At 72.8% G+C, this 19235-nt stretch carries 17 protein-coding genes and 1 pseudogene; 6 read left to right on the forward strand and 12 right to left on the reverse strand.

Features of this window, described 5'->3' with window-relative positions:
- The first annotated feature begins 5 nt into the window (after positions 1-5).
- Entirely contained in the window at positions 6-635 is a 630-nt protein-coding gene (locus ACS3YM_RS11750; RefSeq protein WP_439936621.1) for an alpha/beta hydrolase, read from the forward strand.
- Here ACS3YM_RS11750 and ACS3YM_RS11755 read toward each other — a convergent pair whose 3' ends face one another.
- Genes ACS3YM_RS11755 through ACS3YM_RS11765 form a run of 3 tightly spaced genes read right to left on the reverse strand, consistent with a single transcriptional unit; the run spans position 636 to position 3920 of the window.
- Complete coding sequence (locus tag ACS3YM_RS11755; protein WP_439936622.1) at positions 636-1598, reverse strand: methionine synthase; 963 nt, start codon at positions 1596-1598, stop codon at positions 636-638.
- 23 nt (positions 1599-1621) lie between these two features.
- Positions 1622-2725, reverse strand: coding sequence for a tRNA 2-thiouridine(34) synthase MnmA (gene mnmA, locus ACS3YM_RS11760; RefSeq protein WP_439936623.1), 1104 nt, complete (start codon positions 2723-2725; stop codon positions 1622-1624).
- A 13-nt stretch (positions 2726-2738) separates the two neighbouring features.
- The gene (locus tag ACS3YM_RS11765; RefSeq protein ID WP_439936624.1) at positions 2739-3920 is read right to left on the reverse strand and encodes a cysteine desulfurase family protein; all 1182 of its coding nucleotides are present in this window, start codon (positions 3918-3920) and stop codon (positions 2739-2741) included.
- Between the two features lie 74 nt (positions 3921-3994).
- Here ACS3YM_RS11765 and ACS3YM_RS11770 point away from each other — a divergent pair, with 74 nt between their 5' ends.
- On the forward strand, positions 3995-5242 hold the full coding sequence (locus tag ACS3YM_RS11770) for a hypothetical protein (protein ID WP_439936625.1): 1248 nt from the start codon (positions 3995-3997) through the stop codon (positions 5240-5242).
- A gap of 15 nt (positions 5243-5257) precedes the next feature.
- On the opposite strand, the gene ACS3YM_RS11775 is transcribed toward ACS3YM_RS11770, so the two are convergent.
- The 8 genes and pseudogenes from ACS3YM_RS11775 to ACS3YM_RS11810 all read right to left on the reverse strand — a co-directional run bounded on the left by ACS3YM_RS11775 (position 5258) and on the right by ACS3YM_RS11810 (position 14435).
- Positions 5258-5917 (reverse strand): nucleotidyltransferase domain-containing protein, encoded by a 660-nt coding sequence (locus tag ACS3YM_RS11775; RefSeq protein WP_439936626.1) that lies wholly within the window; start codon positions 5915-5917, stop codon positions 5258-5260.
- 18 nt (positions 5918-5935) lie between these two features.
- Positions 5936-7057: a glutamate 5-kinase gene (proB, locus tag ACS3YM_RS11780; protein WP_439936627.1), complete on the reverse strand. Its 1122-nt coding sequence runs from the start codon at positions 7055-7057 to the stop codon at positions 5936-5938.
- Positions 7058-7112: 55 nt separating this feature from the next.
- Positions 7113-8606: pseudogene (gene obgE / locus ACS3YM_RS11785) on the reverse strand (GTPase ObgE); the annotation flags it as partial.
- A 105-nt stretch (positions 8607-8711) separates the two neighbouring features.
- Positions 8712-8966, reverse strand: coding sequence for a 50S ribosomal protein L27 (gene rpmA, locus ACS3YM_RS11790; RefSeq protein WP_121138737.1), 255 nt, complete (start codon positions 8964-8966; stop codon positions 8712-8714).
- 67 nt (positions 8967-9033) lie between these two features.
- Positions 9034-9333 (reverse strand): 50S ribosomal protein L21, encoded by a 300-nt coding sequence (gene rplU / locus ACS3YM_RS11795; protein ID WP_056908626.1) that lies wholly within the window; start codon positions 9331-9333, stop codon positions 9034-9036.
- Between the two features lie 205 nt (positions 9334-9538).
- A complete protein-coding gene (locus tag ACS3YM_RS11800) occupies positions 9539-12706 on the reverse strand; it encodes an Rne/Rng family ribonuclease (protein ID WP_439936628.1) in 3168 nt (1055 codons plus the stop codon).
- Positions 12707-13027: 321 nt separating this feature from the next.
- Positions 13028-13768 carry a TIGR03936 family radical SAM-associated protein gene (locus tag ACS3YM_RS11805; RefSeq protein ID WP_439936629.1) on the reverse strand — a complete coding sequence of 247 codons (741 nt, stop codon included), beginning with the start codon at positions 13766-13768 and terminating at the stop codon, positions 13028-13030.
- A gap of 34 nt (positions 13769-13802) precedes the next feature.
- On the reverse strand, positions 13803-14435 hold the full coding sequence (locus ACS3YM_RS11810; RefSeq protein ID WP_439936630.1) for a class I SAM-dependent methyltransferase: 633 nt from the start codon (positions 14433-14435) through the stop codon (positions 13803-13805).
- A 59-nt stretch (positions 14436-14494) separates the two neighbouring features.
- On the opposite strand from ACS3YM_RS11810, the gene ACS3YM_RS11815 reads away from it, so the two are divergent.
- From ACS3YM_RS11815 to ACS3YM_RS11830, 4 genes are read left to right on the forward strand one after another with little or no spacing between them, the layout of a single operon-like run.
- Entirely contained in the window at positions 14495-15862 is a 1368-nt protein-coding gene (locus tag ACS3YM_RS11815) for a hypothetical protein (RefSeq protein ID WP_439936631.1), read from the forward strand.
- Between the two features lie 41 nt (positions 15863-15903).
- Positions 15904-16716, forward strand: coding sequence for a glycosyltransferase family 2 protein (locus ACS3YM_RS11820; RefSeq protein WP_439936632.1), 813 nt, complete (start codon positions 15904-15906; stop codon positions 16714-16716).
- On the forward strand, positions 16713-17099 hold the full coding sequence (locus ACS3YM_RS11825) for a DUF2304 domain-containing protein (RefSeq protein ID WP_439936633.1): 387 nt from the start codon (positions 16713-16715) through the stop codon (positions 17097-17099). The genes ACS3YM_RS11820 and ACS3YM_RS11825 overlap by 4 nt, the downstream gene beginning before the upstream one ends.
- Entirely contained in the window at positions 17096-18001 is a 906-nt protein-coding gene (locus tag ACS3YM_RS11830; protein ID WP_439936634.1) for a glycosyltransferase family 2 protein, read from the forward strand. Before ACS3YM_RS11825 ends, ACS3YM_RS11830 begins: the two co-directional genes overlap by 4 nt.
- 18 nt (positions 18002-18019) lie before the next feature.
- Here ACS3YM_RS11830 and ACS3YM_RS11835 read toward each other — a convergent pair whose 3' ends face one another.
- Positions 18020-19228: a hypothetical protein gene (locus tag ACS3YM_RS11835; RefSeq protein ID WP_439936635.1), complete on the reverse strand. Its 1209-nt coding sequence runs from the start codon at positions 19226-19228 to the stop codon at positions 18020-18022.
- Positions 19229-19235 lie beyond the last annotated feature (7 nt).

Genomic DNA, 19235 nt, shown 5'->3' on the forward strand with positions numbered 1-19235 from the left:
CTTCCGTGACCGACCCGCTCCTCACCACCTACGACGCTCCCGGCCGCGCCCGGGCGATGATCCTCGTGCTTCACGGTGGCAAGCCGCGCTCGCAGCAGGCCATCGACGGGCGGAGCCTGTCGTGGCGGCGAGCCCTGTGGCTCCAGCGGGACATCGCGGCGCGGGCCCACGAGTCGGGTGTGGGGGTCTGGTCGGTGCGCTACCGGGAGCGCGGGTGGAACGGCGGTGTCGACCGCACCGCCGACGCCCGGTGGGCCCTCGACGAGGTCCGGGCAGCCCACGGGGACGTCCCGGTGGTGCTGCTCGGGCACTCGATGGGTGCCCGGGTCGCGGTGCACGTGGCTGATGACCCCTCGGTGCGCGGCGTGGTCGGCCTGGCGCCGTGGTGGTCCGCGCAGGACCCGGTCCACACGCTGGCGGGGCGCACCCTGCGCGCCGCGCACGGTCGCCGCGACCGGATCACGTCCTTCGGGGAGACCGTCCGGTTCGTCGAGCGCGCCCGGGCCGTCGCCGACAGCGCCGAGCTGCGCGACATGGGCCCGCTCGGCCACTACATGCTCACAGGGGCGGGCCACTGGCATGACGTCGCGATCGCGTCGTCGCTCGACGTCCTCGACGCGCAGGTCCTCGACTGATCAGAGGTTGCGCGCGATGGTCGCCGAGAGGCCGACCGCGCGGGCGGCCCACTCCGGCGTGGCGCTCGCCAGCCCACAGGTCGGGGTGACCACCAGCCGCTCCCCCACGACCTCCGGGTCCAGTCCCAGCATGTCCAGCCAGCGCTGCACCCGCTCGGTGAGCCGGGCGTCCGACGGCGCGCTGGACGGGTCGGTCGAGGGAACGATCCCGAGGGCGGCCGTGCGGCCCGCCTCCAGCGCCTCGGCGAAGGTGTCCAGGTCCTGGGGGCCCAGCATGTCGAGGTCGGCCGACAGGCCGGCCGCGCCGGTGCCGGCGACCAGGGACCACGGGGTCTGCGGGGCGCACGAGTGCACCCAGGCCTCCCCACCGGCATCGGTGATGGCGGCGACCAGCCACTCGAGGTGCGCGGAGGCCTCCGGGAGGTCCACGCGGCGGTGCCGTCCGTAGCCGCTGGCCGTGGGCACCTGCCCGTCGACGACCGCGCCGAGGGCCGGCTCGTCGACCTGCACGATCCACCGGTCCACCCCGCGCACCCGCCGGCGGAGGTCGGCGAGGTGGCTCCCGATCCCCTCGGCCAGGGCCTGGGCGAGCTCGCGCCGGGCCCCGTGGTCGCTGAGCACCTTGTCGCCGCGGGGCTTCTCCACGGTCGCGGCCAACGTCCAGGGGCCGGCCACCTGGGTCTTGAACGAGCCCTCGTAGCCCTGCGCCAGCTCCTCGACGGCGTCGAGGTCCTGCGCGAGCAGTGACCGCGCCCGCCGCTGGTCCACACCGCTGGCGTCGGTCAGTCGCCACCCGGCGGGCTGGAGGTCGGCCGCCAGGCCCTCGACCACGGCCAGGCCGCGGCCGGTCATCGCGGCGGTCACGCCGCGACCCGGCAGCTCGGGCACGTGCGGCAGGTCGGGCAGCTCGCCGAGCACGAGGCGTACGGCCTCGACGAAGCCCGCGTCGGTGGTGCCGGGCATCGACCCGATCCCGGTCGCCACCGTCACGCGTGCGCCCCGACGGGCCGGGTGGCGGAGATGGTGGCGGACCCGACGACCCGGGTGCCGTCGTAGATCACGGCGGCCTGGCCCGGCGCGATGCCCTCGGCCGGGTCGTGGAGGTCGATCGAGACCCGGTCGCCCTCGACCACGACGGTCGCGCGGTGCTCGGCGCCGTGGGCGCGCAGCTGCACGGTGCCGTCGACGCGCTCGGGGACGGTGCCGCACCAGCGTGGCCTGATCCCGTCGACGTGGTCGACCGCCAGCCGCTCGCGGGGTCCCACCGTCACGGTGCCGCTGACCGGCTCGATGTCGAGCACGAAGCGGGGCTTGCCGTCGGCGGCCGGGGTGCCGAGCCGCAGGCCGCGCCGCTGGCCGATCGTGAAGCCGTAGGTGCCCGCGTGGCTGCCCACCGTCTCGCCGGTGGTGGCGTCGACGATCGCGCCACCGTGGTTGGGCGCCCGGTCGCCGAGCTTCTCGCGCAGCCACCCGGCGTTGTCGCCGTCGGCCACGAAGCAGATGTCGTGCGAGTCCGGCTTGTCGGCCACCAGCAGGCCGCGTGCCTCGGCCTCTCGCCGGACGGCGGGCTTGTCGGTGTCGCCCAGCGGGAACATCGAGTGCCGCAGCTGCGCCTGGTCGAGCACGCCGAGGACGTAGGACTGGTCCTTGGCGTGGTCGGTCGCGCGGTGCATCTCGATGAGCCCGTCCGCGCCGGTCCGCAGCTGGGCGTAGTGACCGGTCGCCACGGCGTCGAAGCCCAGCGCGAGCGCCCGGTCGAGGACCGCGGCGAACTTGATCTTCTCGTTGCAGCGCAGGCACGGGTTGGGCGTGCGACCGGCGGCGTACTCGTCCATGAAGTCCTCGACGACGTCCTCGTGGAAGCGGTCGGAGAGGTCCCAGACGTAGAACGGGATGCCGATGACGTCGGCCGCGCGGCGGGCGTCGTTGCTGTCCTCGATGGTGCAGCAGCCGCGCGCGCCGGAGCGGTACGACGCCGGGTTGCGGCTCAGGGCCAGGTGCACGCCGGTGACGTCGTGGCCGGCCTCGACGGCCCGGGCTGCGGCGACGGCGGAGTCCACCCCACCGGACATCGCGGCGACGACCCTCATGGGCAGGCCCCCATCAGAGACCCTTGGCGGCCCGCGCGCGCTCGACGACGGGGCCGATCGCCTCGACGAGGGCATCGATGTCGGCGGGCGTGGTGGTGTGGCCGAGGGAGAAGCGGAGCGAGTGGCGGGCCTGGTCGTCGTCGCAGCCCATCGCGAGCAGCACGTGCGACGGCTGGGGCACCCCCGCCGAGCAGGCTGATCCGGTGGAGCACTCGATGCCGCGCGCGTCGAGCAGCATCAGCAGCGAGTCGCCCTCGCAGCCGGGGAACCCGAGGTGGGCGTTGCCGGGCAGGCGTCCCGGTCCCATCGGGGCACCGTGCAGGTGCGCGTCGGGGACCACTTCGATCACCCGGCGGACGAGGTCGTCGCGCAGCGCCGCGACCCGCAGGGCGTGGTCGTGCTGGGCCTTGACCGAGGCCTCGACGGCTGCCGCGAGACCGGCGATGGCCGGCACGTCGAGCGTGCCGCTGCGGATGTCGCGCTCCTGGCCGCCTCCGTGCACCAGGGCGCTGACGGCCAGGTCACGGCGTACGACGAGGGCTCCCACGCCGTAGGGACCGCCGACCTTGTGGCCGGTGAAGGTCAGCGCGCCGACGCCCGACGCGGCGAAGTCCACGGGCACCTGACCCAGCGCCTGCACGGCGTCGGTGTGCACGGGGATCTTGTGCTCGGCAGCGAGCGCGACGACCTCGTCGATCGGCTGCAGTGAGCCGACCTCGTTGTTGGCCCACATCACCGAGATCAGCGCCACCGAGCCGGGGTCCCTGGCCACCGACTCCCTCAGCGACTCGAGGTCCAGCACGCCCTCGGACGACACCGGGAGCAGCTCGACCTCGGCGCCGTCGCTCGCGGCCAGCCAGTGCAGCGGGTCGAGGACGGCGTGGTGCTCGATCGCGGTGGACAGGATGCGCGTACGACGCGGGTCCTCGGCGCGGCGGGACCAGAAGATGCCCTTGAGCGCGAGGTTGTCCGACTCGGTGCCGCCGGAGGTGAAGACGACGTCGCCGGGACGCGCGCCGATGACCCCGGCGATGGTCTCGCGGGACTCCTCCACCACGCGCCGGGCGCCGCGGCCCGAGGCGTGCAGCGAGCTCGCGTTGCCGACGCCGGTGAGGTGACGGGTCATCGCCTCGACCGCGACCGGCAGCATGGGCGTGGTCGCAGCGTGGTCGAGGTAGACGAGGGGCTGGCTCATGACCTGCCAAGCCTACGGTGCGACCTGCCCGAACTCCCCTTCGTGTGCCCCGAGCACCACCTAGGCTCCGCGCCATGCGCGCATCGCGGGCCCGGCTCGCCTCCCTCCTCCTGCTGCCCCTCGTCGGCTGCCAGGGCGGTACGGGCACGAGCGAGGACCCGGCACCGGTGACCCTCCCCCACCGGTCGGCGCCCGCGGCGGGAGCCGACGAGTCGCTGCGCGACGCCGCCCTCGCGCTGGTGGACGAGCGCGAGCAGGCCCTGCGCGCCGGGGACCGCGACGCGTTCCTCGCGACGGTCGACCCCGACGAGCTCGGCTTCTCGGCCACGCAGGCCAGGTGGTTCGACAACCTGGCGCTGCTGCCGGTGGCCGACGTGTCGTTCGAGCTCGGCGACGACGCGGTCCTGGAGAACGTGTCCGGGGAGGGCGACCTGCAGCTCCCGATCGACTTCACGATGCGCCTGGAGGGCTTCGACCGCCGGCCGGTGACCCGGAGCACGGTCTGGACGTTCGTGCACAGCGGTGACCAGGTGCTCCTCGCCGACGACCGGAACGACCAGGTGGACGCGAGGACGGGGTGGCTGCCCGCTCCCTGGGACACCGCCCACATCGAGGTGCGGCGCTCCGGCGGCATCCTCGGGATCTTCGACGAGGACACCGCCGACCATGCCGACTACGTGATGAGCGACCTGGCGGCCGCCACCGCGGCTGTCCGCGCCCACCTCCCGGAGTGGCAGGGGTCGTACGTCGTCTACGGCGCGTCTGACATCTCGGCCATGTCGAGGATGAGCGCCATGACGGTCGACGACACGGCCGGCGTGGCGTTCCCGGTGCTGTCGCGCCCGGGCGGGCCGGTGGCGGCGTACCGCATCATCGTCAACCCGTCGGTCGTCCAGGACGTCCTCTCGCGGAGCCTGGTGTTCCGTCACGAGCTGGTCCACGTGGCCCTGGGCACGTCGGACGACCGGTCGCCGGTCTGGCTCGCCGAGGGCGTCGCGGAGTACGTCGCCCGCTCGACCTACCCGATCGACCAGCGCCGTCTCATCGCGGCTCAACAGCTCGTGGGCATGACGCCCCACGAGCTGGACTCCGGCAGCCTGTTCTACCAGCGCGACCCGGGGCGCAACTACGCGTTGGCGGCGCTCGTCTGTGACTACCTCGCCACCACGCGCGGCGAGAAGACACTGTGGGACCTCGTGCGCGCCTTCGAGACAGCACGCGTCCCGACGTCGAGCGGCCCGGAGGGCGTCACGCGCAGGGAGCTCGGGATGTCGACGCGGGACCTCACCGGGCTCGCCCTCGCCTGGGCCCGCGCAGCCTGACCCCCACCGCGTGACTCACACCATCAGCTCCAGCCACGGGTGCTCGGGATACAGCCGACGGACGACGTCCACGAGCCACGCCCGCGCCGCGTCGTCCAGGAGCGGCCACGTCACGGCCAGGTCGCGGTCGTCCTTGGGGCGGTGGAGGACGGCCTTGTAGTGGAGCGTGACCTCCGGCCGCTGGTAGCGGACACCGGTGTCGGCGACCCACGTCACGTCCTCCACGGGCGCAACGATGTCGGGGTCGCGCTTGCTGGTCCAGAGGCCGTCGCGATCCGGGGTGGGCACCAGGTCGACCACCCAGGGGTCCGCCGCGCTCCTGCGGATCCACACCTGGCTGCCGACGTCGAGCACCTCGGGGTTGCGGTCGTCGAAGGGGCGCAGCGTGCCGCCGTGGTTGCTCCAGAGGTTCCACTCCTCGCCGACGTGCTCACGGAAGGCAGCGAGGTCGCGGCCGAGGATCGAGACGTCGACGTCCTCGTGCTCGCGCGGCATGCCGGTGAACGCCTCGATCGACCAGCCACCGACGATCCACCACGGCCGCTCGAAGCCAGCCATGAGCTCGACCACTCCCGCGGGGTCGAGCGGCTCCCACGCGCCGTACCACCGGAAGAACCGCTCGTCCTCCGCGACCTCCTCCGGCGTGCGATGCAGCGGCTCCCGCTCGTCGGTCATGGACCGACGCTAGCGCCTCTACAGCAGCACCAGGTCGTCGCGGTGGATGACCTCACGCTCGTACGCCGCCCCGAGCGCCGCCTTCAGCTCGCGGGTCGAGCGGCCCAGGAGCGCCGGCAGCTCGTCGGCGTCGAAGTTGACCAGTCCGCGCGCCACCAGAGCTCCGTCGGGACCGTGCAGGTCGACGGCGTCGCCGGCCACGAAGCCGCCGTCGACGGAGGTGATGCCGGCCGGGAGCAACGAGGCGCGACGCTCGACCAGGGCGCGCACGGCACCGGCGTCGAGGGTCAGCGTGCCCTGCCCCGAGGTGGCGTGGGCCAGCCACAGCAGCCGCGTCGGCCGACGCTTCCCGGTCGCCCTGAACAACGTGCCGACCTCGGCACCCGACAGCGCGGCGGCGGCCCGGTCGGCCGAGGTCAGTACGACGTCGATGCCGGCGCCGGTCGCGATGCGGGCCGCCTCCACCTTGGTGGTCATGCCGCCGGTGCCGACCCCTGAGGACCCGGCGGGCCCGATGGTCACCGACGCCAGGTCGTCCTCCGAGCGCACCAGCGGGATCAGCTGCGAGCCGGGCTGGCTGGGTGGCCCGTCGTAGAGCCCTTCGACGTCGGAGAGCAGGACCAGCAGGTCGGCATGCACGAGATGGGCCACGAGGGCGGCGAGGCGGTCGTTGTCGCCGAAGCGGATCTCGGAGGTCGCGACGGTGTCGTTCTCGTTCACGATCGGCACGACGCCGAGCTCGAGCAGCTTGGCGAACGTCTGGTGGGCGTTGCGGTAGTGGGCGCGGCGGGTGACGTCGTCCACGGTGAGCAGGACCTGGCCGGTCACGATGCCGTGACGGGCGAACTCCTCCTGGTAGCGGTGGGCCAGCAGCCCCTGGCCGACCGACGCGGCGGCCTGCTGCGCGGCGAGGGCACGAGGGCGCCTGCCCATCCCCAGCGGCGCCAGACCGGCGGCGATGGCACCGGACGAGACCAGCACGACCTCGGCTCCGTCGCGCACCGACGCCACCACCTCGACCAGCTGGCGCACCCGCGCCGGGTCGATGCCTCCCTCAGCAGTGGTCAGCGACGACGACCCCACCTTGACGACGATGCGCCGGGCACCGCCCACCAGGGCGGAGCGGTCAGTCGTCGTCACTGCCGTCCCAGTCGGGGTCGCCCTTGGTGCCGATCTCGTAGGACATCGGTCCCACGCCCGAGCTGCCGGAGCTGCGGTTGGGCCCCTTCTTGGCACGCTCGGCGTCGAGGCGACGGGCCACGTCGGCGCGCGCCTCCTCCTCGGCCTTGGTCTCCATGCCCTCCGCGATGTCGCGGCGGCGGTCACGGGCCGGGCGTGCCTCGCGCAGCCGCTCGTCCTCGCCGCGGCGGCCGAGCATCTCGGCGCCGGCCTCGATGCTGGGCTTGAAGTCGAAGACGACCGAGTTGTCCTCCGGGCCGATGATGACGGTGTCGCCCTCCTGGGCGCCCATCTGCGCGAGCTTGACCTCGACGCCGAGCCGGTTGAGGCGGTCGGCGAGGAAGCCCACGGCCTCCTCGTTGCTGAAGTCGGTCTGGCGCACCCAGCGCTCCGGCTTGGTGCCGCGCACCCGCCAGCCGTCCTCGGTCGCGACGACCTCGAAGTCGTCCCCGCCGTCGACCGCCCGGGGCCGGAGCACGATGCGCTCGGGCTCGGCCGTGGGCGCGGCCTTGCGGGACGCCTCGACGATCTCGGCCATGGCGAAGGTGAGCTCACGCAGCCCGGCACCCGAGGCGGCACTGACCTCGAACACCCGGAGGCCGCGGCCGCGCAGCTCCTCGACCACCATGTCCGCGATGTCCTGGCCGTCCGGGACGTCGACCTTGTTGAGGGCGACCAGCCGGGGCCGGTCCTCGAGCCCGCCGTAGCGGGCGAGCTCGCCCTCGATCACCGCCAGGTCGTCGAGCGGGTTGCGGCCGGGCTCGATGGACGCGGTGTCGATGACGTGCACCAGCGCGGCGCAGCGCTCGATGTGGCGCAGGAAGTCGTGGCCGAGACCGCGCCCCTCGGCGGCACCCTCGATCAGGCCGGGCACGTCGGCGACCACGAAGGTCGTCTCGCCCGCCGTGACGACGCCGAGGTTGGGGATGAGGGTGGTGAACGGGTAGTCGGCGATCTTGGGCCGCGCCCGCGAGATCGCGGCGATCAGCGACGACTTGCCCGCGCTCGGGAAGCCGACGAGGCCGATGTCGGCGACGACCTTCAGCTCGAGGCGTACGACGAGCTCATCCCCCGGCTCGCCCAGCAGGGCGAACCCGGGGGCCTTGCGCTTGGAGGACGCGAGCGCGGCGTTGCCGAGGCCCCCGCGTCCGCCCTGGGCGATGACGAGCGTCGTGCCGTGCCCGACGAGGTCGGCCAGCACGTTCCCCTCGGCGTCCTTGACCAGGGTGCCGTCGGGGACGGTCAGGACCAGGTCCTTGCCGTTGCCACCGTTCTTGTGGTCACCGGCGCCCTGGCCGCCGTTCTCGGCGCGGCGCTTGGGGCTGTGGTGGTAGTCGACGAGGGTCGTGACGCTCGTGTCGACCTGCAGGATGATCGACCCGCCCTGGCCGCCGTTGCCGCCGTCGGGACCGCCGAGCGGCTTGAACTTCTCGCGCTTGACGGAGGCCACGCCGTTGCCGCCCCGTCCGGCCGCGAGGTGCAGCGTCGCCTGGTCGACGAACGTGGGGATGGCCATGGGGAGAACCTTTGCGGAAGTGGTCGCTGGATGAAATGCCGAAGGGCGCCCCGATCTTGGGGCGCCCTTCGGTCGAAGACGTTCAGTGAAGCGGGTGCGTCACTCGCCGGGAACGATGTTGATCACGCGGCGACCGCGGCGGGTGCCGAACTCGACCGCGCCGGCCTGCAGGGCGAAGAGAGTGTCGTCGCCTCCGCGACCCACGCCGGTGCCCGGGTGGAAGTGGGTGCCACGCTGGCGGACGATGATCTCGCCGGCGCCGACGACCTGGCCGCCGAAGCGCTTCACGCCGAGGCGCTGCGCGTTGGAGTCACGACCGTTCTTGGTGCTCGCGGCACCCTTCTTGTGAGCCATTGTTCAGTCCTTTGTGGAAAGAAGATCCGGTGAGTGTCGACCTCGAGCCGGGCCCGAGGAGGAGTGCTCAGAGGGAGATGTCGGTGACCTTGACCTGGGTGTACTTCTGACGGTGACCCTGGCGCTTCTTGTAGCCGGTCTTGTTCTTGTACTTCTGGATGATGATCTTCGGGCCCTTGGTGCGGCCGGTGACCTCGACCGTCACGCTCGCCTTGTCCAGGCCGGTCGCGGTGACCTTGTCGCCGTCGACGACCATCACCACGGGAAGGGTGAGCGTGTCACCGGCGGCTGCCATCGCGTCGATCTCGATGACGTCGCCCACGGCAACCTTCTGCTGCTTGCTGCCACTGCGCACGACTGCGTACACGGCGAGTCACTCTCCTCGTTACAGGACTACGGGTTGAAAGAACTTCGGGTCTGCGCACGACACCGCCTCAACTTCGGGCGAGTACGCCGCGGGGCGGGCGCGCAGGATGGTGTGTTGCACACCGAGGGTCAAGACTACGGGATCGGGTGGCGACCGGGCAAAACGACGTCCGGCCGTCCCCTTCCCTGCCCTCTCGAACAGGGGCTCAGCGCTTGCGTGAGCCCTTCTTCTTGATCGGGACGTGCTCCACCGTCGGCGCCTCGGCAGCCGGGGCGTCGGCGTTGGCCGGCTCCCCGAGCTCGACACCCGCGGTGCCCGGCTCGACCAGGCCGGACTGCGGCAGCTTCCCGGCACCGCCGGTCGTCGACGTCGTCGGGAGGGACGGCGGGCCGGCCGGCCGGCTGGCGGAGCGGCGACGCGTACGCGTGACCACCCGCGGCTTGTCGTCCACCACAGGAGCCTCGGCAGGCGCCTCGGCAGGCGCCTCCTCGGCGACCGCCTCCACCGGCGTCTCGTCCTGAGCCTCGGGCGCCTCGGGCGCCTCGGGGACCTCGGGGCCCTCGGGGACCTCGGTGGTCTCCGTGGGGGCTTCGGGGGTGGTGTCCTCCGGAGCCGGAGCCTCGTCGGCGGGCTTCTCGTGGCGCGCCATCGCCGCGACGTCCTTGGGCGAGGGGGCGTGGTGCTCGGCGGGCCTCTCGCCGCCGGTGCCGTTGCCGGTCGCCGAGCCGCTCGCGTCGTCGCCGCTGGCACCCCGGCGACCGCGGCGACGGCTGCTGCGCCGTCCCTCGCCCTCCTCGGGCTTCGCGTCGGGGTCGACCGGCTGGTCCTTGATGACCACGCCACGGCCGTGACAGTGCTCGCAGTTCTCGCTGAAGGCCTCGAGCAGACCGGTGCCGATCCGCTTTCGGGTCATCTGCACCAGGCCGAGCGAGGTGACCTCGGCGACCTGGTGACGGGTGCGGTCACGGCCCAGGCACTCGACGAGGCGGCGGACCACCAGGTCGCGGTTGGACTCCAGGACCATGTCGATGAAGTCGACGACGATGATGCCGCCGATGTCGCGCAGCCGGAGCTGGCGCACGATCTCCTCGGCAGCTTCCAGGTTGTTCTTCGTCACCGTCTCCTCGAGGTTGCCCCCGCTGCCGGTGAACTTGCCCGTGTTGACGTCGACGACCGTCATCGCCTCGGTGCGGTCGATGATCAGGGAGCCGCCGGAGGGCAGCCAGACCTTGCGGTCCAGGCCCTTGTGGATCTGCTCGTCGACGCGGTACGTCGCGAAGATGTCGCCGCCGGTGCTGCCGCGCTCGAACCGCTGGACGCGGTCGGCCAGGTCGGGCGCGACCGACTCGACGTAGCCGTGGACGGTGTCCCAGGCGTCGTCGCCCTCGATGACGAGCTTGGAGAAGTCCTCGGTGAAGAGGTCGCGCACGACCTTGAGCGTCAGGTCGGGCTCTCCGTAGAGCAGCTGCGGACCCGAGCCCTTGTTGGCGGACTTCTTCTCGATGTCCTCCCAGCGCGACTTCAGGCGCTCGACGTCGCGGGTGAGCTCCTCCTCGCTGGCGCCCTCGGCCGCGGTGCGCACGATGACGCCGGCGGTGTCGGGGACGATCTCCTTGAGGAGCCTCTTGAGGCGGTTGCGCTCGGTGTCGGGCAGCTTGCGGGAGATGCCCGACGTCGTGCCGTCGGGGACGTAGACGAGGAAACGGCCGGCCAGGCTGATCTGGCTGGTCAGGCGGGCGCCCTTGTGGCCGATCGGGTCCTTGGTGACCTGGACGAGGACCATCTGGCCGCTCGAGAGGACGGACTCGATCTTGCGGGGCTGGCCCTCCTTGTGGCCGAGCGCCGACCAGTTGACCTCACCGGCGTACAGCACGGCGTTGCGGCCCTTGCCGATGTCAATGAAGGCCGCCTCCATGGACGGGAGCACGTTCTGCACCCGGCCGAGGTAGACGTTGCCGATCAGGGAGGTCTGCGACTCGCGGGCCACGTAGTGCTCCACGAGGACCTTGTCCTCGAGGACGCCGATCTGGGTGAGGTCCTCGCGCTGGCGGATCACCATCACCCGCTCGACGGACTCGCGGCGGGCGAGGAACTCGGCCTCGCTGACGATCGGGGCGCGACGGCGGCCGGCCTCGCGGCCCTCGCGGCGGCGCTGCTTCTTCGCCTCCAGGCGGGTGGAGCCGGAGACGGCGGTGATCTGGTCCTCGGCGGAGCGCGTCTTGCGCACCCGGGTCACGGTGTTGGGCTCGCCGTCGTCCCCAGCGCCCTCCTCGCCGGCGCGGCGCCGACGGCGGCGGCGGCGCGAGGTCCCCTCGCCGGTCCCCTCGCTGTCGTCCTGCGAGCCGGTCTGGTCGTCCTCGGCCGGCGCGGATTCGGACGAGGTGTCGTCGGAGGTGTCGGCGTCGGTGGACTCGGCGCCCTCGCCGTTGCCTTCACCGGACTTGCCCCGGCGGCGACGGCCGCCACGGCGACGACGGCGGCGCGCGGGACCGTCACCGGACTCGTCGTCCTGGGCGGACGACTCCTCCTCCTCGCCCTCGCCCACCGCCGGAGCGGCGGTCCCGGCGACCTCGACGGGCTCGGCGGTCTCGGTGGCCTCAGCGGAGTCGACGGAGTCGTCGGCGGGCGCCTGGGCGCCCGGCTTCTTCCCGCCCGCCTTCTTGCCGGAGGTCTTCTTCCTCGCCGGCGCCCGCTCCGGCTCCGCGTCCGCCTGGACGTCGGTGGCCTCGGCGGCGGCGTCGGCGTCGTCGTCGGTGACCGGCACCTCGACGGGGACCGGCTCGGGCTTCTTGCGCGTACGACGGGTGGTCGTGGCGACCGGGGCCTGGAAGAGCACGGCGTGACCTGTGGTCTGGTCGGCAGCCTCGGCGGTCTCCTCCGCGGTCTCGCTCTCCTCCGCGGCTGCGGCCGGGGCCGCCTTGGCGGTGGTCCGCTTGGCGGCCGCCTTCCTGGCCGGCGCCTTGGCGGTGGCGGACTTGCGAGCGCTCGCCTTCTTCGCGGGGGCCGCGGCCTCGGCGGAGTCGGTGGAGCCGGTGGAGTCGGTGGCCTCGACGGACGCCACCGACTCGAGCGAGTCGACGAGCGCACTGTCCGCGGTCGCGGCGGCCGCCTTCTTGGCGGGGGCGCGCTTGGCGGCGGCCTTCTTGGCGGGGGCCTTGCGGGCCGCGGCCTTCTTGACGGGCGCCTCGGGGGCGGGCTCCGCCTGGGCGTCCGGCTCCGGGGCCGTCCCGGCGGCCGCCGCGGCCTTCTTGGCCGGGGTCTTGCGCGTGCGGCGGGTCACCACCGGTGCCGCGGGCGGGCTGTCTGGGGTCTGGATGTCGGGCGTCGCGCCGGTGCCGGCTTCGGTGCGCTCGGGCTGGTCATCATCGAGCATGTGGTGCTCCTCGGGCACCGTTGCGGTGCCGATACGGCGTCCACCGATCACGCGCGAGCGATCCCGGGGACGCAAAGCTTCAGTGGCGGCGACACCCTCCGCGTGAGCGTCTCCAGAGGCTGTCTGCCACCTGCCGCGGTCGCCGGGCCACCCTGAGTCGCTGTCACCGACTCGTGGGCCGCGTCGCGGTCCGGTGACGTCCACCCGTCCGGGGTGCCGACCACGTGGTGTGGACGGCGAGAACGTCGTCGGCTCGACGGATCCCGACGGTGGTCAGGGCGTCGAACGTGGCGAGTATCGCACACCGGACCTTGGGGCGCCCTATGCGCGAGACGCCAGCGGGTCGCCGACGTCCCCGGACTCGAGCAGCGGGCCCTGCGCGAGCCGCGTCATCAGCGGCGACTCGCCCGCGTCGAGCCCGGCCACGGTGGCGAGGCCTCTCAGGACGTCGTCGGGGCGTACGGCGGGGGTGCCGTGGCGCAGCACCACGTCGAGCGACGTACGTCCGGCGTCGCTCCCCTCAGCCGGGCCGGCAGCAGGCAGCAGGTCCAGGGAGACCACGGCGCCGCGGGCGTCGAACGACCGCATCCCCTTCTTCGTCATCCGCTCGACGAGCGCCTCGTCGGCGGCGAGGAAGCGGGCCACGGCCGCCTCCGCGACGGCCCGGTCGACGGCCAGGTCGATGCGCCACCGACTGGCCTCGAGCAGGTCCGCGAGCGAGCCGCCCGACGACTCGACGACCTCGAGCACGTCCAGCCCCGACGGCAGGGCCTCGTCGAGCATCGCGTGCACGTCGGCCGGCACCACCACCTCGGCGAGCGCCAGCTCGAGGTACTCAGCCTCGCTGGCCGAGCCGGTGGGCGCCGCGCCGGCGTAGGAGATGCGGGGGTGGGGGTTGAAGCCCGACGAGTACGCCATCGGGACCCGCGCGCGGAACACCGCGCGCTCGAAGGCGCGACTGAAGTCACGGTGGCTGGTGAAGCGGAGCCGGCCGCGCTTGGCGTAGCGCACGCGGAGGCGCTGGACGGGCGGGGCTTGCTGCTCGGGCTGCTGCTTGGGCACGACGAGCGAGGATATCGCTCAGCTGGTGCCGTGCTCAGGCCGGCTTGCGCGCGACGAGGCAGAACTCGTTGTAGGGGAAGAACCGCCCGGCGAAGCGCGGGAAGGGGAAGCTGTAGTTCTTCTCGACCTGGAGGCCGACGCGCTGCGCGAGGTCGGCCATCTGGGCACCGTCGGTGAAGTGCACGTGCGTGCTGTCCGTGGCGTAGCCCTTCTCCTGCGGACAGATCATCATCACCGTCCCGCCGGGCTTCACGTAGGGCAGGTAGGCCTCGACGAGTCCCTCCCAGTGCTCGGGGTGCACGTGCTCGAGGACGTGCGCGACGAGCATGCCGTCGAAGGACTCGGGCACCGCGACCTCGGGCCCGGCCTGCCACTCCTCGGACGTGTAGGCCTCCAGCCCGCGGGCGCGGCACTCGGCGACGGACTCCGGGTTGTGGTCCACCCCGACGGAGTCGCGGCCCAGGTTGACCAGGTTGCGGCCGATGCCGCAGCCGACGTCGAGCGTCCTGCCCATGCCCTGGCGCTCGAGGTTCCAGCGGTAGGGACGCTGGACGTCGAGGACCTGCTTCCAGCGGGCGTCGCTCAGCGTGCGCAGCCGATCGGCGTACTCCTCCGACCGGGTGTCCGGAGCGTGGGGTTCGGGATGGTCCGACGGGGTGCCGTTCATGCGCGGCACCCTATCGCGCGATTTCTGGGGACCATGCCGCTTCGTTAGGGTCCGGTCCCATGAGTGCAGAAGCCGATGCGAGTGCTCCGTCGGCAACCCAGCCAGCCTGGTGGCGACGTCGAGGTGACCTCCTCGCCGTCCTGGCGCTCATCGTGGCGTCGTTCGTCTTCACGACCGAGCAGGTCAACGAGCACGACATGCTCTCCCCGATCGACGAGTACCAGTACATCGGCTACTACGCGAACGTCGCCGACCACGGGATCGTGCGGCGTGGCGAGGCGATGCCGCTCTTCGCCCGTCGCTACATGGTCTGCAACGGCGTGCGCAACATCCCCGAGATGCCGCCCAACCCGCAGGCGTGTCGCAAGCCGAACAGCGTCGGCTACCCGATCGAGGGCGGCACCACTGCGGACCTCTACACACCCCTGTACTTCGGCGCGACCCGCGCGCTCGCCCAGCCGTTCGTCTGGCTGGGCGTCGACTTCGTCAGCGCGGGCCGGCTCGTGGGGGGCTTCTGGCTCTCCCTCGGCGCCGTGTTCCTCTACCTCGCGATGCGCCGTCGCAACGTCCCGATCCCGGTGGCGGTGGGCCTCAACCTGGTGATGGTGGGCTCCCTGGCGGCCTACTGGGGCAACACCTACATCTCCACGGACGCCACAGCACTCGCGGCGGGCGGCCTCGCAGCCCTGCTGACCATGCAGGCGCTCGACGGCAGGCGGCGGGCGCTCGCCCTGCTTCCGCTGGCCGGGGCGCTGGCCACCTTGTTCAAGCTGCAGAACCTCATCGGGTTCGGCGTGGCCGCGCTGGTGCTCCTCCTCGTCGCGGCGTACGAGTCCACGCAGCGGTCGGGAGGAGCGATGTCGCGCCTGCGGGCGTTCCTCGTCGACCGCCGCACGCTCTCGGGCACCGCGACGATCCTCCTCTCCATCGTGGCCCAGGGAGCCTGGATCGCCCTGCGGTCGGCGCTGGCCGTCGGTGAGCAGCCGAAGTTCGGCTTCGGAGCGCCGCTCGTGGGCAGCAACCTCATCGTCGAGCTGGGCAACTTCCTACCGAGCATGGGCGGCGGTGCGCTGGCGCCCTACGCGACCGGCCCCGCCTCCCTGCCTGCCTACGCCGTCGCCACCGGGCTCGCCATCGGCGGGTGCGTCGGCCTCGCCCTGTCCACGGGAGTCGCACCGGTGCGCCGGGTCGTCGGAGTCGCCACGGTCCTGGTGGCCGTGCTCGCCGCCCCGGCCCTGGCGATCGTCGTCGGGATCGTGGAGGACAACTACGTGCCGCTGCCGAGCCGCTACGCCCACTCCCTGCTGCCGTGGGCCCTGCTGTCCGCAGCCCTGCTCATCAACAACCCCCGTCCCTGGCTGCGCTGGGCGGTCCTGGCCCTCGGTGCCGCGACGTGGGGCATGGCCCTCATGATGGGCGAGGCCTGATGGCCGAGGAGTCCCGTCGCCCAGTTGGTAGCATCCCCACCGTGCCAGAAGGACACCAGGAGCTCCGGGTCCTGGTCATCGTGCCGGCGTGGAACGAGCAGGCGAGCATCACCGACACCCTGAGCGAGATACGCGAGTGCGTCCCGTGGGCGGACCTGCTGGTCGTCGACGACGGCTCCGGTGACCGTACGGCCGACGTCGCCCAGGCAGCGGGAGCGGCGGTGTGCCGCCTGCCGTTCAACCTCGGCGTGGGCGGAGCCATGCGGACCGGGTACCGCTACGCGCTGCGCCACGGCTACGACGTCGCGGTGCAGATCGACGCGGACGGGCAGCACGATCCTCGCTTCCTCGCCGACCTGGTCGAGCGCATGGACGACGCCGACGTGGTCATCGGCGCACGCTTCGCCAAGGCCGACGACCCCTACGTCGTCCGCGGGCCGCGCCGGTGGGCCATGGTCCTGCTCGCGTGGGTCCTCTCCCGCCTGGCCCACACCCGCCTCACCGACGTCACGTCCGGGTTCCGCGTCTCGAACCGCCGGGCGATCGTCCTCTTCGCGCAGCACTACCCCGCCGAGTACCTCGGCGACACCGTCGAGTCCCTGGTGATCGCAGCACGGGCCGGGTGCCGCATCACCCAGGTGCCCGTGACGATGCGGGCGAGGACCGCGGGCCGCGCCTCGCACTCGCCGGTGAAGGCCGCCATCTACCTCTTCCGCGCGGTCGTCGCGCTGCTCCTGGCCCTCGTCCGGGACTGGCCCGCCCAGCTCGAGGAGGGTGCGCCGGCGCCCACGACGGCCGACCCGTCCGGGACGCCAGCATCCCGGGCCGTCACCCACCCGGAGGCACGATCGTGAGCGGCAGCACCATCCTCGGAGTCGTGGGATCCGCGGTGATCCTCCTGACGCTGTTCGAGATGATGCGCCGGCACCGCCTGCGCGAGAAGTACGCGCTGATCTGGGCGCTCGTCGCCGTCGCGGTCATCACGGTCGCGCTGTTCCCGGTCCTGCTCGTCGAGGCCTCCGACGCAGTCGGGCTCGCCGTGCCGGCCAACCTGCTCTTCTTCTGCGCCGCGATCGTGATCCTGGTGCTCACCCTCCAGCACAGCTCCGAGCTGAGCCGTCTGGAGGAGCGGACCCGGACCCTCGCCGAGGAGATCGCGCTGCTGCGGCTCGAGGTCGAGCGGGCGCGCCGGGGAGAGCAGCCGCGCGAGCCCTCCCGTGACGAGTCGACGAGTTGACCGACACCGATCCGCTCCTCGAGATCTTCATCCCCTACTGGGGCGATCCGGGTCTCCTGAGGGCCACCGTCGACAGCGTGCGGGCGCAGACCGATCCGCGCTGGACGCTGGTCGTGGTCGACGACTGCTACCCCGATCCGTCCGTCGCGGAGTCCTTCGCCCGCGAGCGTGACCCGCGCATCCGCTACCTGCGCAACGCCGAGAACCTCGGCATCGTGGGGAACTTCCAGCGCTGCCTCGACCTCGCGTCGGGCGACGCCATGGTCTTCCTCGGCTGCGACGACGCCCTGCAGCCGGAGTACGTCGCTCGCGCGCACGCCGACCTGGCCGCCTTCACGGCGGTCGACATCTTCCAGCCGGGCGTGCGGGTGATCGACGCCGAGGGCAACGAGGCAGCGCCACTCGGCGACCGGGTGAAGCGGTGGCTGACGCCTCGCACCCGAGAGCCGCTCGTCCTGTCCGGCGAGGAGCTGGCGGTCAGCCTTCTGCGCGGCAACTGGCTCTACTGGCCGTCGCTGATGTTCCGGACCGAGAAGGTCAAGCAACACGCGTTCCGACGCGACCTGCCGATCATCCTCGACCTCGCGCTGGTCCTCGACATGGTCACCGACGGCTCGGCACTCCTGCTGGACCCCGTCGTGACCTTCGACTACCGGCGCCACGACAGCAGCCTGTCCGGCGCCGCCCTGAGCGACGGCAGCAGGTTCGAGCAGGACCGGCGCTACTTCACGGGTGCTGCCGCGCAGATGCGCGCGATCGGGTGGCAGAGGGCCGAGCGCGAGGCACGGTTGCGGTGGACCTCACGCCTGCACGCGCTCACCCTGCTGCCCGATGCGCTCCGCTCCCCCGACGACCGGTCCGGTGCACTGCGGCAGGTCCTGAGGCACGCCGTCGCCCGGTAGCCGCGTCGCGGCGTCGCCCTATGTACGCCGCAGCAGTCCCCGGCCGACGTGGACGGCGATGCCCGCGAGGGGACCGGCCACCAGGGAGCTGAGGACCCGGCTCTCGAGGCTGCCGGGCGCCAGCAGGACGAGTGCCGACACCGCGGTGGCGACGAGCCAGCCGGCGAGGTAGACCCCGTGGCGGTCCAGCGCGACGGTGGCCGCACCGGTGATGGTGAGGACGGCCACGAGGCCGGCGGTGAGGACCAGGCCCGCGAAGACGGCTCCGGACACGTCGTACGCCGGGTTGATCACGTGGAGGAGCCACGGCCCCAGCCACCACGCGGCCAGGCTGCCGATCGCGGCGACGACGGCCAGCGCTCCGAGGACGGGCCGCAGGACCCGGAGCCCGTCCCTGATCACCCGGGTCACCAGGAAGTTCTGGTAGATGCCCAACGGCACCAGGAGCGGCGCCCGGGACAGCGAGACGGACAGCACGATCGGTGCGGCCCCGGCGAAGACGTCCGCCGGGGTGGTCGCCCGCAGCAGGACGGGATAGCCGACGAGGACGAGCGCCGATGCGCCGGACGCCGAGCAGGCCACGAGCATCCGGCGCACCAGCGCGGCGCGGGACCCGGTGACCCGGACGTGCACGAGCCGCCGGACGTCATGGCTGGCCAGGACGAGCGCCACCCAGGTGGCGCACGCCAGCACCACGCCCCAGGCCAGCCCGAGCAGGTGGGCACCGGCGGCCGCCGCCAGCGCGCACAGGACCAGGCGCATGACCGCCTCGGACCCCAGCGAGAGGCTGTAGATCCCCCACGCGGAGCTGCCCGACGCGGCCCCGTTGAGTCCCGCCTGCAGGCTGAACAGGGCGATGCCCACGACCATCGCGGACAGCAGGCCCGGCCACAGGTCACCGAACAAAGGCGGGGCCCACAGCAGGCCCGAGGTCCCCACGACGGCGGCGGTCGCGCCGGCGAGACCGACCAGCACCGGCCAGACCGGCGTCGAACCGCGTCCGCCGGACGAGTAGACGGCGCGCGTGGTCTCGGTCGTCAGACCGACCAGGGCGCCGAACACGGCGTAGAGCGCGCCCCAGAAGACGAGGAACGACGCGTTGGTCGCCGGGTCCAGGACGCGCGCGGCCAGCACGAGCACCACGTAGCCGGCCACGCCGCTGACGCCCGCCGCCGCCAGCAGCGACGCCAGGGACCTGGGCTTCTCCGACGACCTGCTGGAAGACACGGGGCGC

It is taken from the genome of Nocardioides sp. N13(2025) (assembly GCF_051912545.1).
In the GTDB taxonomy this organism is placed as follows: Bacteria; Actinomycetota; Actinomycetes; order Propionibacteriales; family Nocardioidaceae; genus Nocardioides.

Bases quoted from the DNA above. Each gene is read 5' to 3' on its own strand.
- ACS3YM_RS11755 (WP_439936622.1), bottom strand. From the start codon at position 1,598: ATGCCCGGCACCACCGACGCGGGCTTCGTCGAGGCCGTACGCCTCGTG.
- mnmA (WP_439936623.1), bottom strand. From the start codon at position 2,725: ATGAGGGTCGTCGCCGCGATGTCCGGTGGGGTGGACTCCGCCGTCGCC.
- ACS3YM_RS11765 (WP_439936624.1), bottom strand. From the start codon at position 3,920: ATGAGCCAGCCCCTCGTCTACCTCGACCACGCTGCGACCACGCCCATG.
- ACS3YM_RS11770 (WP_439936625.1), top strand. From the start codon at position 3,995: ATGCGCGCATCGCGGGCCCGGCTCGCCTCCCTCCTCCTGCTGCCCCTC.
- ACS3YM_RS11775 (WP_439936626.1), bottom strand. From the start codon at position 5,917: ATGACCGACGAGCGGGAGCCGCTGCATCGCACGCCGGAGGAGGTCGCG.
- rpmA (WP_121138737.1), bottom strand. From the start codon at position 8,966: ATGGCTCACAAGAAGGGTGCCGCGAGCACCAAGAACGGTCGTGACTCC.
- ACS3YM_RS11800 (WP_439936628.1), bottom strand. From the start codon at position 12,706: ATGCTCGATGATGACCAGCCCGAGCGCACCGAAGCCGGCACCGGCGCG.
- ACS3YM_RS11810 (WP_439936630.1), bottom strand. From the start codon at position 14,435: ATGAACGGCACCCCGTCGGACCATCCCGAACCCCACGCTCCGGACACC.
- ACS3YM_RS11815 (WP_439936631.1), top strand. From the start codon at position 14,495: ATGAGTGCAGAAGCCGATGCGAGTGCTCCGTCGGCAACCCAGCCAGCC.